General features: G+C 67.3%; 21 protein-coding genes and 1 other RNA gene. 1 reads left to right on the top strand and 21 read right to left on the bottom strand.

Going from position 1 to position 12,820, the window contains the following annotated elements:
- Positions 1 to 67: 67 nt before the first annotated feature.
- The 18 genes from ACT7B3_RS07150 to ACT7B3_RS07065 all read right to left on the bottom strand — a co-directional run bounded on the left by ACT7B3_RS07150 (position 68) and on the right by ACT7B3_RS07065 (position 9,649).
- Positions 68 to 460: a Mor transcription activator family protein gene (locus tag ACT7B3_RS07150; RefSeq protein ID WP_445157385.1), complete on the bottom strand. Its 393-nt coding sequence runs from the start codon at positions 458 to 460 to the stop codon at positions 68 to 70.
- On the bottom strand, positions 453 to 848 hold the full coding sequence (locus tag ACT7B3_RS07145) for a hypothetical protein (protein ID WP_445157384.1): 396 nt from the start codon (positions 846 to 848) through the stop codon (positions 453 to 455). Before ACT7B3_RS07145 ends, ACT7B3_RS07150 begins: the two co-directional genes overlap by 8 nt.
- Entirely contained in the window at positions 845 to 1,300 is a 456-nt protein-coding gene (locus tag ACT7B3_RS07140) for a hypothetical protein (protein ID WP_445157383.1), read from the bottom strand. The genes ACT7B3_RS07145 and ACT7B3_RS07140 overlap by 4 nt, the downstream gene beginning before the upstream one ends.
- A gap of 25 nt (positions 1,301 to 1,325) precedes the next feature.
- Entirely contained in the window at positions 1,326 to 1,613 is a 288-nt protein-coding gene (locus ACT7B3_RS07135) for a hypothetical protein (protein WP_445157382.1), read from the bottom strand.
- Positions 1,613 to 2,161, bottom strand: coding sequence for a gp16 family protein (locus ACT7B3_RS07130; RefSeq protein WP_445157381.1), 549 nt, complete (start codon positions 2,159 to 2,161; stop codon positions 1,613 to 1,615). The genes ACT7B3_RS07135 and ACT7B3_RS07130 overlap by 1 nt, the downstream gene beginning before the upstream one ends.
- Positions 2,158 to 2,565, bottom strand: coding sequence for a hypothetical protein (locus ACT7B3_RS07125; protein WP_445157380.1), 408 nt, complete (start codon positions 2,563 to 2,565; stop codon positions 2,158 to 2,160). Before ACT7B3_RS07125 ends, ACT7B3_RS07130 begins: the two co-directional genes overlap by 4 nt.
- Positions 2,562 to 3,263 carry a DUF2786 domain-containing protein gene (locus ACT7B3_RS07120; RefSeq protein ID WP_445157379.1) on the bottom strand — a complete coding sequence of 234 codons (702 nt, stop codon included), beginning with the start codon at positions 3,261 to 3,263 and terminating at the stop codon, positions 2,562 to 2,564. Before ACT7B3_RS07120 ends, ACT7B3_RS07125 begins: the two co-directional genes overlap by 4 nt.
- Before the next feature lie 9 nt (positions 3,264 to 3,272).
- Positions 3,273 to 3,342: hammerhead ribozyme type II (locus ACT7B3_RS07115), an RNA gene on the bottom strand.
- On the bottom strand, positions 3,341 to 3,487 hold the full coding sequence (locus ACT7B3_RS07110) for a hypothetical protein (RefSeq protein WP_445157378.1): 147 nt from the start codon (positions 3,485 to 3,487) through the stop codon (positions 3,341 to 3,343). The genes ACT7B3_RS07115 and ACT7B3_RS07110 overlap by 2 nt, the downstream gene beginning before the upstream one ends.
- Positions 3,484 to 4,020, bottom strand: a complete 537-nt coding sequence (locus tag ACT7B3_RS07105; protein ID WP_445157377.1) for a host-nuclease inhibitor Gam family protein — start codon at positions 4,018 to 4,020, stop codon at positions 3,484 to 3,486. Before ACT7B3_RS07105 ends, ACT7B3_RS07110 begins: the two co-directional genes overlap by 4 nt.
- The gene (locus tag ACT7B3_RS07100) at positions 4,017 to 4,382 is read right to left on the bottom strand and encodes a winged helix-turn-helix domain-containing protein (protein ID WP_445157376.1); all 366 of its coding nucleotides are present in this window, start codon (positions 4,380 to 4,382) and stop codon (positions 4,017 to 4,019) included. The genes ACT7B3_RS07105 and ACT7B3_RS07100 overlap by 4 nt, the downstream gene beginning before the upstream one ends.
- A complete protein-coding gene (locus tag ACT7B3_RS07095; protein WP_445157375.1) occupies positions 4,379 to 5,089 on the bottom strand; it encodes a hypothetical protein in 711 nt (236 codons plus the stop codon). Before ACT7B3_RS07095 ends, ACT7B3_RS07100 begins: the two co-directional genes overlap by 4 nt.
- A complete protein-coding gene (locus ACT7B3_RS07090) occupies positions 5,086 to 5,397 on the bottom strand; it encodes a hypothetical protein (RefSeq protein WP_445157374.1) in 312 nt (103 codons plus the stop codon). Before ACT7B3_RS07090 ends, ACT7B3_RS07095 begins: the two co-directional genes overlap by 4 nt.
- A gap of 2 nt (positions 5,398 to 5,399) precedes the next feature.
- Complete coding sequence (locus tag ACT7B3_RS07085; protein ID WP_445157373.1) at positions 5,400 to 5,717, bottom strand: hypothetical protein; 318 nt, start codon at positions 5,715 to 5,717, stop codon at positions 5,400 to 5,402.
- Complete coding sequence (locus ACT7B3_RS07080) at positions 5,714 to 6,682, bottom strand: AAA family ATPase (protein WP_445157372.1); 969 nt, start codon at positions 6,680 to 6,682, stop codon at positions 5,714 to 5,716. Before ACT7B3_RS07080 ends, ACT7B3_RS07085 begins: the two co-directional genes overlap by 4 nt.
- Before the next feature lie 77 nt (positions 6,683 to 6,759).
- Positions 6,760 to 8,742: a transposase domain-containing protein gene (locus ACT7B3_RS07075; RefSeq protein WP_445157371.1), complete on the bottom strand. Its 1,983-nt coding sequence runs from the start codon at positions 8,740 to 8,742 to the stop codon at positions 6,760 to 6,762.
- Between the two features lie 31 nt (positions 8,743 to 8,773).
- Positions 8,774 to 9,256: a hypothetical protein gene (locus ACT7B3_RS07070; protein ID WP_445157370.1), complete on the bottom strand. Its 483-nt coding sequence runs from the start codon at positions 9,254 to 9,256 to the stop codon at positions 8,774 to 8,776.
- Between the two features lie 105 nt (positions 9,257 to 9,361).
- Complete coding sequence (locus ACT7B3_RS07065) at positions 9,362 to 9,649, bottom strand: helix-turn-helix domain-containing protein (protein WP_445157369.1); 288 nt, start codon at positions 9,647 to 9,649, stop codon at positions 9,362 to 9,364.
- A 157-nt stretch (positions 9,650 to 9,806) separates the two neighbouring features.
- On the opposite strand from ACT7B3_RS07065, the gene ACT7B3_RS07060 reads away from it, so the two are divergent.
- Positions 9,807 to 10,298, top strand: coding sequence for a helix-turn-helix domain-containing protein (locus ACT7B3_RS07060; protein ID WP_445157368.1), 492 nt, complete (start codon positions 9,807 to 9,809; stop codon positions 10,296 to 10,298).
- 533 nt (positions 10,299 to 10,831) lie between these two features.
- On the opposite strand, the gene ACT7B3_RS07055 is transcribed toward ACT7B3_RS07060, so the two are convergent.
- The 3 genes from ACT7B3_RS07055 to ACT7B3_RS07045 all read right to left on the bottom strand — a co-directional run bounded on the left by ACT7B3_RS07055 (position 10,832) and on the right by ACT7B3_RS07045 (position 12,717).
- Complete coding sequence (locus ACT7B3_RS07055) at positions 10,832 to 11,134, bottom strand: hypothetical protein (protein WP_445157367.1); 303 nt, start codon at positions 11,132 to 11,134, stop codon at positions 10,832 to 10,834.
- 76 nt (positions 11,135 to 11,210) lie between these two features.
- Positions 11,211 to 11,906, bottom strand: coding sequence for an OmpA/MotB family protein (locus ACT7B3_RS07050; protein WP_445157366.1), 696 nt, complete (start codon positions 11,904 to 11,906; stop codon positions 11,211 to 11,213).
- Positions 11,899 to 12,717 (bottom strand): motility protein A, encoded by an 819-nt coding sequence (locus ACT7B3_RS07045; protein ID WP_444677865.1) that lies wholly within the window; start codon positions 12,715 to 12,717, stop codon positions 11,899 to 11,901. Before ACT7B3_RS07045 ends, ACT7B3_RS07050 begins: the two co-directional genes overlap by 8 nt.
- Positions 12,718 to 12,820 lie beyond the last annotated feature (103 nt).

Here is a 12,820-nt window from a genome sequence, read left to right as displayed (position 1 = left end):
GGAAGGGGCGGAAAGGATGCGGCGTGGGTGGCAGATTAGCGCGCCCGGCGGGCGCGGTCTACAGCGACTAAAACAGGCCCTGCTGGCAGGATGGCGGCGCATCATGGCGCGACAGGATGGTGTAGATCTGGCGCTCGGTCAGACGGTAGCGCAGCGCCAGCTCGGCCGGACGGGCGCCGTGGTCTCGCTCGTGGCGGATCTGGCGGTCGCGGATCTTGCGCAGCATCTCCGCGCAGCGCGGCACCACCAGCTCCTCCATGGCGAACGACTCGGACAGCCGGGCCGCCGCGTCGCGGCCCAACCACTCCACCAGGCGGTGATCGTCGGTCAGGCTCTCGGGCACGTAGATGCGCACGCCGCCGGCATTCTCCACCAGCGCCAACACCCCGGCCAGGCCGATCACCTCGGCCACCTGCACCAGCGAGTGCGGCAGCTCCTGGATCTCGCGAATCTCAAGCATCGCCACCCCCTTGGCGCGTGGAACGGATGCCCAGCTCGGCCATCATCTCGGCCAGGCGCTGGCGGTTGCGCTCCCGCTCGGCCCGGCTCATCTGCGGCTTGGGCAGGCGCTTGCGCTCGGGGCGCTGCGGCAGCATCTCCAGCAGCGTGCGCGGCGCCGGCCAGCGGTCGGCCTGGCGCGCCAGGCGCAGGAACCCCTGGTGCAGGCGCGGCGCGTCCAGCGCCTCGTCCCAGCCGATGTTGGCCGACCACAGCACCTCGACCCACACGCCCTCGGTGTACTCGATGGTCTCGTGGCCGGGCGCCCCCGGCAGGTGCAGCACCAGCAGCATGCCCAGGCCGCCGGACACCGAGCGATAGAACCAATCGGGAACGGGCTTCTGAGTCATGCGCGGCGCCCCAACTTGCTCAGGGCCAGCGCCGTCTTGCTGGACGGCCGGGCCGGTTGCCCCTGGCGCTCGATGGCGGCGGGCTGCACCGAGCCCACGCCCCGCTCCCCCAGCGACTCCACCACGCGCTTCAGGTAGTTGTGGTTCTTCAGTGGGCGGGCGTCCTCGCCGGCCTCGCGCTTGGCGCGGATCGCTTCCACCGTTTCCGACAGCGCGGCACCCACCAGGCCCACGTCGCCGGCCAGATCCAGCGCCTCGCGGGCCAGGCGCAACTGACGCTCGTAGGCCGTGGCCCGCGACTTGCCACGGAACAGGCCGACGTAAGACACCAGGGGCCGCGACACCTCGCGGGGCAGATCGGCCAGCAACGCCATCATCTCGCGCAGGGCCTCGTCCTCGGTGACATGCTCAAGACCGAATGTCGAATGGCAGCAAGGGCAGCGAATATCCATTGGTTCTCCAGCGGTTAAGCGGTGTTTATCGCCCCTTGTAGGGCACCACGTTTTCCAGCTCGTGCTGGACTCCGCCGCTGCGGCGGAACTCTTGCCACAGCACCAGATGGCCAGGGCAGTAGTGCACCTCGGGCGCGACCTCGTAGGCGTGGCTTGCGCACAGCGGCAGGTCGCAGGTGCGGCCATCACCCACGGGGTAGTCGCACAGGTAGCCAGTGGAAGCGCCGCAGCCTTCGGCGGCGCAGTGCGGCCCCAGGTCACCACACAGAAACGCGACCCCACCGTCGGGCATGTGCTCGATATAACAAGGCATCAGAAACCCTCCCTTGGCTCGGGCAGCGACTTGGCCAGCAGGCGCAGGATCAGCAGGTCGCGCTCCCAGCGCTTGGGCAGGCCGCGCTCGGCGGCCAACTGCTCGCGGGTCTCGCCCAGACTGGCAAGGCAGCGGTCGACGTAGGCCAGCAAACCGCGCTTTTCCTGCTCAACGTGCAGCGCCGCGATCACGCCCCGAAATTGCGCCTCGGTCTTCAGCCACTCCAACCTGGCGAGGCCGGTCTGCTGGCGGGCGATGGCCTCGGCGTAGCGCCAGGACAGGCCCATATCGGCCAGCAGCGCCTCGATCTTGGCGAACTGCTCGCGCTTGCTGAATGTGTTGGGTAGGCGCCCCTTGCCCTTGGGCGGGGCGGGCAGCCAGCCCAGGCGGCGGAACTCGTTGAGCACCACGCCCACGTTGCGATTGGTCAAATCCTTGGCGCTGCTCACGCCCGCCGTGCGCGCCAGGATCGCCCGGTACTCCTCATCAGAGAGACCCAACTGCTGCTTGGCGATATGGATCTGCGCCAACTTGCCCTTGCTGATCACGACGCCACCTCATCGGTCACCAGCTCCAAGTCGGGGAAATGCTTACGCAGGTGATTGATCAGCGAGCGCGGGCTGTTCCAGTAGGGGCTGACCGCCACGGTGCGCAGCGCCGTCATCTCGTCGGCCTTGCGCTTGCCGAACACCTTGCGCAGCTCCTTGTATTGCTTGAGCGGCCAGACGCGCGAACGCATGGGCCGATAGAAGCGCCCCTCGGGGTGCTTGGGCTGGCCCTGGCTGTCCACGCTGGACCAGGCGCCCTTGATCCAGCCATCCACGCCCACCTCGACCACCAGCTTTTCGCGGTCCAGGCGCTTCTGCAGGGTCACGACGTGGCCGCCGGCCCGCACGGTCGCGGTGCCGAACACGCCCCGCAGTTGCTCCTCGAGCTGCTGCCACTTGCTCATGACGACACCTCGCCGATAACCGCCTGGCGCCGACCGTTTACGCCCTGGTGAAAGCTCACCTTCTCGCCATCGCGGCGCCCCTGGCGCAGGGCGTCGAAGTCGTGGCTGCGCATACCCTTGGTGTTGTCGCGGGCCTGCTGCGTCTCCAGCGGCTTTTCCCAGCGCTTCGCCTGATAGGCGGCGATGGTCTTGTCCTCGACCTCGCTGCGCTGGTGCGGTGCCACCTGGCGGGCCACGGCATTCACCCACGCCTGGGCGTACAGGTCGCCGCGCCGCACCTTGGTGGTCCGCTTGATGCGCTTGTTCAGAGTGGCCATGTAGGCGTTGCGGTCGCGCTTGAGCTGGCGGCCCAGCACCTCGAAGGCGTAGCCGGCCACCTCGGCGGCACCGCTCACACCGTAGAACTCGAAGCGACCATGCCAGCGCGCGCCATCGTGCAGCGGGCAGTAGACCAGCTCGGCACCAAAAGCGCCGGCCACCATATTGGCCAGCATGGCCACGTGGCTGGGCGGGGTCTTGCCGGCACCCGCCGTGGCTATGTGGCTGTCCACGTCACTGATCGCCACGTCGTCGGCAGTCACGCCGTGGATCTCCATCAGCTTCTGCGCCTGGCGCATCGCCGCTGCCGCCTCGTTGGCATTGCTCGACTGCGCCAGCCGCAAGCACTTCTTGATCTTGTCCAGCACCTTGCGGTCCATACTTCCTCCGGTTGGCTGCTCATCAGTGCCGGGCCACCACGCCCAGCAGACGCCCCGCGCAAGGCGGGGCGTTTCGCTTACCTGCCAAGCCCTCCCACGAAGTAGAGAGCCACCGGGACCAGCGAGCCGACCCAGGTAGGGATGAGGCCGTGGGCGTAGGCGATGCCCATCAGCACGCACACGACGCCCAGCAGGCCGCAGGCCAGGCCGCGGGCTGCGTTCACGCCGCCTCCTCGAAGCGCTGGGCATCTTCCAGCAGCTTGCTGACCAGCTTGTCCACCTCGCTGTCGGTGGGCTTGATCACCACCTGGTCGTCGGTCTCCTCGACGGTCACGCCCAGGCGCTTCAGCTCGGTCACGGTCAGCTCGGCCAGGGCCTTGCGGATCGGCTCCTCGCGTACGCGGATCATGGCCTCGGCCTGATCGGGGAAGTGCCGGCGGATCAGCTTCACCACCTGCTCGGCGTCTTCCCAGGTCAGCTTGCCCTTGCCCTTGGTCATACCCACACGCACCCCGGCGATCACCACGGTGCGTCGCTTGCCTTCCCACAGCTCGGGGTGCGTTTCGATGGCGGCGCGCAGCCGGTCGTGGGCCTCGCTGGTGCGGCGCACGGCGTCGCGGATGTCGGGCAGCGCCTGGCGCTGCACGTCTTCCACCTGGCGCTCCAGCGTCTCCACCAGCAGGCACAGGCGGTCGCGCTCGGCGGCGTAGTCCTCGGCGCGCTTGTTCACGGTTTCCATAGGGGTGTCGCTCTTCACGGGGTAGCTCCTTCGGTTTGCGGGGTAACAGGCCCAACGCCGGGGATCGGCGCCAGGCGAATGGGAAGCGGGCCGGTGGGCAGCAGGTTCAGCCCGGTGCTGCGCACCATGCAGCTTGGACACATGCCGGCCACCAGGTGGTGATCGACCAGGCCGCACCAGTCGCACGGCCCCAGCCGCACGATGGCGTGGAACAGCGGTGGGCGGTTGGCGCGGGCGCAGCCGATCACCCAGCCGGCGCGGGCCATCTCGCCCAGGGCGAACCACACGGCCTCGCCGGTCAGCCCGGTGGCCAGGCTGATCTCGGCGATGGTCACGCCGTCCTCGGCGCGCTGCAGGTAGGCAAGAATGGCCTGGCTCATGCAGCCTCCCCGGCCCGGCGGGCCTGGCGGTGTTGGATGAACGGCGCCAGGTACTCCAGCAGCGCCTCGGCCTCGTCGGCATCCAGCAGCAGCTCGACCTCGTGGGCGCACAGGGTCAGGCTGCCGTCGCTGGCCAGGGCGAACACTGGGGCGGGTTTCTCGTCGCCCTCGGCGTTCTCTTTGGCGGGAGCGAAGCTGCCCAGGCGGGCGATCAGCGCACCCAGCGGCGAAGCCTCGGCGGCCGGGCGGGCACCCAGCGCCTGCCAGGCCATGCGGCCGTGGCCGTCCAGGGGCAGCTTCTCGACCAGGCCATCGCGACCCAGGGCGTTCAGGGCGCGGGTGACGGCGCGACGCTCCAGGCGCAGGTTGTCGGCGATCTGGCGCAGCGACAGCGCCCGGCCCATCTTCACCAGGTGGGCGTGCACTTGGCCCTTGGTGGTCTTGGGCGGGGCGGCATGCGCCAGCTTGGGCAGGCTGTAGCAGCGGCCGGTGCTGCACGGATGGGTGACCAGCAGGCCGCGCTTGGCCATGGATGCCAGCCGGGCGGCCAAGCTGTGCCGGCCCTCGGCCAGCGCGCTGCGGGCGAAGATCTCGGCCACCGACAGGCTGTCGTCGGCCTCGGCCAGGATCTGGCGGATCTCGTCTTCCAGCGCCAACTCGACGGCCTGGTCGTCGGCGGGCGCCGCCATCATGGTGCTGGTGCTCATTGGGCGGTCCTCCGCTTGAAGTCGCATTGGGCGCTGCGCGGGTGGCGGTGGTGGTGCAGTGGCTCGACCACGGCGCCGTTGCGGCGCGGCAGGTGGGCGACCTCGGCTTCGACGCGCTCGGCCTCGGCATCCAGGCGGGCCTGCACAGCCTGCTGCTCGGGCAGCAGCGGCAGGGGCGCCTCGGCCAGGGGTTCGTAGCGGGCCGGGTCGTAGAGGTACTGATCCAGGGTTACGCCGTGGCCCTTGAGGTACAGGGCGACATAGCGGTCGGCGTAGTACTCCAGGTACTCATCGGGATAGGTTGTCATTGTCATTCCCCCTGTTGGCGGGCCAGGTAGGCCCGCGCTTCTGCTGCCGTGACGGGCCGGGCCAGCGCCCGGATCGACTCGGCGTCGTGGTCGTGATCGGTGTCGCAGGCGGTGGCCTCCACGCGCTCGACGGCGATCCGCGCGGCTTCCTCCTCGTTGTGGGCGGCCACCATCACGGTGCGGCTCTCGCGCTCGGTCACGGCGTAGGCCACCTCGACCTCGTAAGCGCGCAGCGGCTTGTCCAGCGGCACCATCACCGGCGTGGCGCCGTCGAACAGATCGGGATGCAGCGGACCGGGAATCACCAGGGGCGCGTTCATGCCTCACCCCCAAGGTCTTGCCAGGCGTCGCGGATATGCGCGGCACTGGGGCGGGCGGCGCCGGTGGCGGCGGCGAACATCGACGCTAGGCGCAGGGTCTGCGACAGGCCGCGCAGGGCGCCGGGGCGGCGGCCGATGCCCAGGCAGAGCTGGCGGGCTTCCTTGTCCTGGATCTGCCAGGCGTCCAGCAGCGCCACCACGTCGGCGTCCTTGGCGCGCGACAGGCGCACCCGCTTGGCCACGCGGCTGAACAGTTGCGCGAAGCCCACCGAGCGGCTGCCGCCGGTCAACTGGCTGTAGACGATCTCGTTGCCGACCAGGGCCAGGCCGATACCGGCGGCGTCATGAATGGAGCGGATGGCGTCCAGGGCGCGGTGGGTCAGGTGCTGGGCCTCGTCGATCACCAGCAGGCCGCGCGTCTCGCGCACCCGCTCGATGATATTGGCCTCGATCACGTGCACGGCCCCGGTGGCGCGGATGCCCAGCACCTGGGCGATGCGGGTCAGGATCGGCCCCGGCGCGGACACGGCCGGCGTAGCGGTAACCACCCAGACATTGGGGGCCTGCTGGCGGTACCGGGCGATGGTGGTGGTCTTGCCGACCCCGGCGCCGCCGTAGACCACCGACACCGCCTCGGCCATCTGGCTGAACGACAGCGCCGACAGTACGGCGCGGGCGGTGGGCGTCTCCACCCACTCGGGGGCGGTGGGCATCTGGCCTTCCAGGGCGGTGGCGGCCTGCCGGCTGTCCAGCCAGCGGCGGATGCTCTCCTCGACGGCGGCCACATTGCCCTTGTAAACGCCGTTCAGCCACTGACTAAGCCGGGCCTTGCCCACGCCGGTCAGTTGCGACAGCGCCGTCTGCGACAACTCCTCGCCCTCCATGATCTGGCGCACTTCGCTGATCAGCGCCTCGTCGTGGGCGTTGCGGGGCTTGGTGTTGAACTGGGTTACGTTGTCGGTCATTTGCTATACTCCACTCGCGTGATGAAGGGCCACTCGGCCCGCCTTTCGGCCCTGGGCTCCACCCCAGGGCCAACCTTTCAGATCTGCCGCTTCTTCCAGCCGTCCATCCGACTCAAGATGAAGTCGTCGAAGCTGTGCCGCTCGGCCGGTGACGGCTCGTCGTCCGCACCGGGCACCACGTCGCTGCCGGCCACCCGCTTGCGCTCGCCGAAACTGCCGCGCACCACATCGGTCTGCAGCGGGGCGCTGTCCTCGGGGGTCGGCTCGGGGGTGTACTCCAGGGCTTCCAGATCGCTCATGCGCTTCTCGGCGGCGGCCTGGGCCTTGGCGGCCTTCACGCGCTGGGTGCGGTTGCGCGCCCATTCGCGGGCCGCGCTGGAGTCGCCGAAGCCCACGGCGAACAGGCACTCGGCCTCGCCGATGTAACGGCCGTCCGGCTGATAGACGTGCACCGCCTGGTGCAGGGCGTCCGGGTCGAAGCGCACCACCACCTTGCGGCCGATGTGGGGAATCAGGGCGTCGCTGCCGTAGCGGTTCTTGCCGTTGGGTCCGCTGCCCACGGTCAGCGAGATGCTGCTGTCGCGCTGCACGGTCACCGCCTCGGCGGCCAGCAGCCACATGCGGCGCTGTGCAGCGGTAGGCCGGCGGATGCGGTCGGCGTTGCGTTGGTAGCTCTCCTCGAACGCCTCGCCGAAGCTCAGGCGGCCGTCGCAGATCTCGGTCTTGCGGCCTTCCTGCTCGTTCCACATGCGGATGGCGTCGGCCAGCTCGCGGCAGAACTCGTCGAAGGGAATGGCCGCCTCGCCGTAGTTCTCCGGCTTGGCGGTGGGATTGGGGCCGGTGTAGGCACCCTGGAAGGCGCGGCGCTTGTCCACGTACTCGCCCAGGCCGCCCACGCCGAACGCCCGCTCCACGGGCTTGGCTTGGCCGTGCCCCTTGCCCTTGAACACGCTGGTCCAATGGATCTGGATACCCAGTTGCGGCATCAAGCCCATCGGGTCTTCTTCTTTGACCTTGAAGCGGTAGCGGGTCTTGACGCCGCCGGTCATCCACTTGTTGGCCGCCGCGCGGGTGTTGTCGATGGTGGCGTGCTCAGGGATGCCGTAGCGCTCCAGCACGTCGCCCAGGGCCAGGCGGATCATGTCGGTGTGTTCGGTGCGGTCGGTCCTGAAACCCACGATCCGGCGGCTGTATACGTCCTGCCAGAACCAGGTCTTGGGGCGGTCGATGGTGCCGTCGGGGAACTTGACGAACACGTTGTGCTTGTAGCCGTCGCCGTTGATCCAGTAGAGCGCGTGCAGGTCGCGCACGGTGCGCTGCTGGGCGGGGTACAGGCGGGTCAGCGCTTCCTCGCCTTCGCGCATCAGCACCCGCGTGGTGACCGGGATATCGTTGGCGCGGCGGGTGATGGTGCGCTTACTGGGCAGCTTCCAGCCGTTTTTCTTCGCGGCCTCCCTGGTCCACTGGTAGCAGGCGGCGATGCTGGGCGCCTCGGGGCGCAGGTACTCGGCCTTGAAGTACTCCCACGCCTCGTCGGTGATCTCGGCGGCGCCGCTGCGCCCGCTGTAGCGCGGCAGTAGCGCGGCCAGCCAGTCGGACTTGTCCACGCCCTTGATCTCGCCTAGCCAGCGGTACACGGTCGAGCGCCCCTCGCCGAACGCCTTGGCCGTCTCGGCCACCGCCTTGGAGCGCCCGGTACCGCTCGCCGCCAGGTGCTCGACCGCCTGCACCACCTTCAGCTTGCGCACCGCCTCGTCCTTCATGGTCTGCGGGGCGCGCTCGAACACGGCCCACAGCCCCTCGCGATCCACCACGGCCGGCGTCACGCCCGGCCGGCGCGGGCGTCTCACGGCGGCCGGTGCTGGCTCGGCATCCTTCAGCAGCGCGGCCTGGGTCTCGACCGGCAGTGAGGCGAAGGCGTACTCGCGCCCACCGCCCCGGCCGGACCGCGCGCGACTTTCCCAGTCCTCGCGCTTTGCCTTCGCTGTAACATTCTGCGGCGTACCCGGCATGCCAGGCAGGCCCGCCAATTCCTTGGGGGTGTACCACTCGCGACTCATGACCGGACCCCCGCGCCCTTGGCTTGCTGTGTCATTGGTCGTTGCCTCCGAACAGGGCCAGCTCCGGGGCGTCGTGCTTGCGCACGTTCTCCCGGTGGCCGGCCAGTTGCTCCATTGCACGGGTAACCCCGTGCAGCACCTCGGCCGTGTCGGCGTCGCTGCGATAGAAGCGGGTCAGCAGCGACACGGCGTCGTTCAAACGGTTCTGCAGGTCCAGCAGCTCGTCCTGGCTGCTGGCGCGTCCGGCGGGAATGTCGATCACCAGCTTCTGCGCGCTGGTGGCGATGTACTGCGTCACGAAGGTGGCGTCGCAGGCGAACTCGAAGGGGCGGATGCGCACCGATGGAATCGAGCCCTCGCTCATCCACTTGTAAACCGACCACTCGGAAGTGCCGACCAGCTCCGCTACCCGCGCCACGCTGCGGTTGTGCTTGTGTAGGGCGTAATCCAGGCACAGACGGATCGCGTGTTGCATCGTCTGCGGCTGTACCGGCTTCCAGCGCTTGCGCTTCATTTGCACCCTCCCGTCCGAACGGAACTCCAAACGTCGCTTCGCTCTGCACCTAGGCGCCCATCAGGGCGGCGCCTAAGCTTTGCGAAAACGACAACGGAGTCAGTCTCATGCGGCTTTCCTGTCCGCTTCATCGCGGCACCCTTTGCGGGTATCCTTGTCCTGGTAGCGGCTCGGCCAGATCTCGGCCGGGTCCACGCCAATCGCCTCGGCGATCAGGCGCTCGCCTTTCGGCCACGGCCGCGCCAGCGCAGTCGTCAGGGTGGTGGGCGAGGAGTAACCGTGATGCGTCGCGAGCTTGCGAAGCGACCAGCCGGCCTTGCGAAGTGCCGCGACGATGTCCGCGCGGTGCCAGTCTTGAGGGCCGGCTTTTTTAGGCTTGCTGCGTTCAGCCATGTTCTAAAGCTCCGTGGTGCGTGTGTGTTCGCTCATGTTGGAAAGATTAGCACTACAGAGAGCATAAGACAAACCCTGGAGAGACATTCAAGTTTAAATCGTCACTCAGGAGCTAGGCGGACAACGCAGAGCCACCATAAAACAAGGACTTAGCGATATGTTGAACGCTGAAGACAAACCCGAACGCAAGCAATCAAGTTCGGATTCAGAACTTGAACGCGAATTTGGAGCGCGCCTCCGCCAGGCCATCGGCTCCAGGTCGGTGCTTTCGTTCGCAAAGGAGTGCGGGATAAGCGACAGCCTGGTGCGGAAATACCTAGCTGGCTCTCTCCCTGGTTTGGATAAGGCGCTGACAATGGCCCGCGTGGCCGGCGTGTCGCTCGAATGGCTGGCCACGGGGCGCGGAAGCCCCGAACAGGCCGCAGACTCGGCCGCTAAATCTGGCTTAGGGCCGGCCGACATTGACTTAGATTTATTGGAGCGTGTGGCCACGGTCACGCTGGAGGAGCTGCAGGCCCGGCGCATCCACCTGGAGCCCGCCGCCCAGGGCCGCTTGCTGCGGGTGCTGTACCGTCACTTCGCCAGCCGTCGAGAACAGCCGGACCACGACACGGTAAGCAACATCATTGATTTAGCCGCATACAGATAGCGGCAACGCGCGGGGAATGGGGAATGACTGACGATGTAGCAAAGGAGATAAGGGAGATACTGGACCAGGGCCAGCCAGGGAAAGGAAGCGAGAAAGCCTCGATCAACATCAACGTCGGGGATATAGTGAACAACCAGGGCACCGTGGTGATCGGCGGCAACGTCAACCAGGGGCGCCGGGAGGAGGATCGACCAGGGGCGGGAGAGAACAGCCACGGGCGCCGCGCCAGTGACCGAGCCGTGCACCAGGAACTGCGGACCTTACGCGACCAGTTGCGCAGCCTTAAACAGCTAGTAACCGTGCTTTATGAGCGGTGTCCTTTAAACAGCCGTAAACGCGCCGCCTGCTCGTCTGGCACTTGTCCCGCTTCTAGTGGCTCAACTGGCACCAGCCAGCCACCTGTCCCAAATCGCCCCCGGTCCTGCCGGCCTCGCCCAGTCGCCGCCGCGACTCCGCGCAAGCCCGCGCCACGCCACACTTCCCGTCCCGTTATGTCTTCCTTGATGCCGCCAAATCCCACTTCCCCCTATGTCTCATATCCCTTGTCCCCCCTCATCGGCCAGGCCTTCGCCATGCTCATCGTTCAATGCCAGGGCAAACAGGTTGGCCATGCCGCTTAGGGTGTTGTCGGTGCTGGTGAAAGCGCCCTTCGCCCACTCGGCGACCAGGTCGGCGTGGGCCAGGCTGTTCACGCGGGCGGCAGCCAGCTCTCGTGCGTGACGATCCTTCAGCGCCCAGCCAACGGCCAGCACCAGGCAGCACATCATGGCGAGGTAGAACGCCGTGGCCTGCCACGCCGTCCAGCGCCGATATGCCGAACGCTCCTGCCTATTCATCGATCTCGGTCATGCAGTGCTTGCCTCTGGCTCGCTTGGCGATCCGTCGTAGTCTCTTGCCCCGCGGTGCTGCGGCTCAAGGGCTGCCCAGGGTCTGTTTCAGCAACAGCTCGACGCGACGGTTGGCGGCCCGCCCCTCTTGGCTGTCGTTGCTGGCCAGCGGGCGCGTCTCGGCATAGCCCACGGCGCGCATCCGCTCCGGCGTGATGCCGATTTCGGTCAGGTAACGCAGCACGGCGATGGCCCGTGAGGACGAGAGCTCCCAGTTAGAGGGGAACCGAGCCGTGGCGATGGGAATACTGTCAGTGTGGCCTTCGACGGAAATCGTGCCTTCGAAGCCCTCCAACACCTCCTTGAGGCTGGCCAGTACTTGCTGCCCTTGCAGCGTCAGCGCGGCCTGGCCGCTATCGAACAGCAGGTTGTCGTCGATCCTCAGGGTGATGCCCTCCTGCCCCTGGGCAACACTCACTCCCTGGATGTTGAGCCCCTGAAAGCGCGGCTGCAGCCCGTCGTTGCGAGGCATCAGACCGGGCGAGAGCCGCCCGGCCACCTGCAGCGCTGCCAGCTCCGCCTCGGGGGTGATCAGGCGTGGCGCATCGCCACCGAACTGGCTGCCCTGGGGGGCCATGCCGTTACCGGCCATGGAGAGCAGCAGCACGAACAGGGTGATGAGCAGCGTCAGGACATCCAGGTAGCTCACCAACCAGCTCTCGCCCTCGCCCTCATCCACACTCGGGGAGTGCAGCGCATGCCGCGTGTCACGATCAAGCATTACTCGCCTGCCCACCTGCAGCGGCGTCCCGTGCCAGAGCCGGGTCGCGTATTTCATCGTGGTAGTTGGCGACGAAGGAGTTCAGCGTCTCTTCGATGAAGGAAGGCAGGCGGCGCTTGGTGATCAGCGAAATGCCCTCGAGCACCATGTTCATAGCGATCAAGCGCTCTTCGGTTCTGCGCTCCAGCTTGACCGCTATCGGCTTGAAGATCAGGTTGGCGAGCAAAATGCCATAGAAGGTCGTGAGCAGCGCAACGGCCATGCGCGGGCCGATGACGTGAAGGTCGCCCGCCTCCATGACCTCCAGCATATTGACCAGCCCCACCAGCGTGCCGATCATGCCGAACGCCGGCGCGTAGGTGGCCATGGTACGGAAGATTTGCGCCTCGGCGTGTTCACGTGCCTTGAGCCGGGCGATCCGCCAGCGCAGCAGGTCGAAGATCTCCTCCTCCTTGGTGTTGGCGATCACCAGCTGGATACCGGTTCTCAGGAAAGGGTTGCGCGCCTTGGCCAGCGCCTCTTCTACCGCTCGCACATCGCCCTTGAGCCACAGCCGCGAGATGTCCACCAGCTCCTTGATGTCATCGCGGGTATAGGTATTCTCGCGACGGAACACCAGCCCTACCAGACGCACGACACGCAGCACCTCCCTAAGGGGATAGCTGATGAAGGTGGCGGCCATGGTGCCGGCCAGCACGATGGCAAGACCCGGCAGGTTGAGAAAGCTCTGCGGCGACTCGGCGGTGAAGAACAGCACGCTGACCAGCAACACGATACTGGCAAGCATGCCGATGATGGTAGACGGGTTCATGCAAACTCCTGCGAGAACGAGACATCGTGTCCTGAACTAGACTATCGGCGCTGGGGGCCGGAACTTTAGCGAAAGGAACTCTAGCCGCAAGAACGCTGCGGCA

It is taken from the genome of Halomonas sp. E14 (assembly GCF_052568415.1).
Note: the sequence above shows the minus strand (reverse complement) of the source record. Positions and strands in the feature narration are given on the sequence as shown.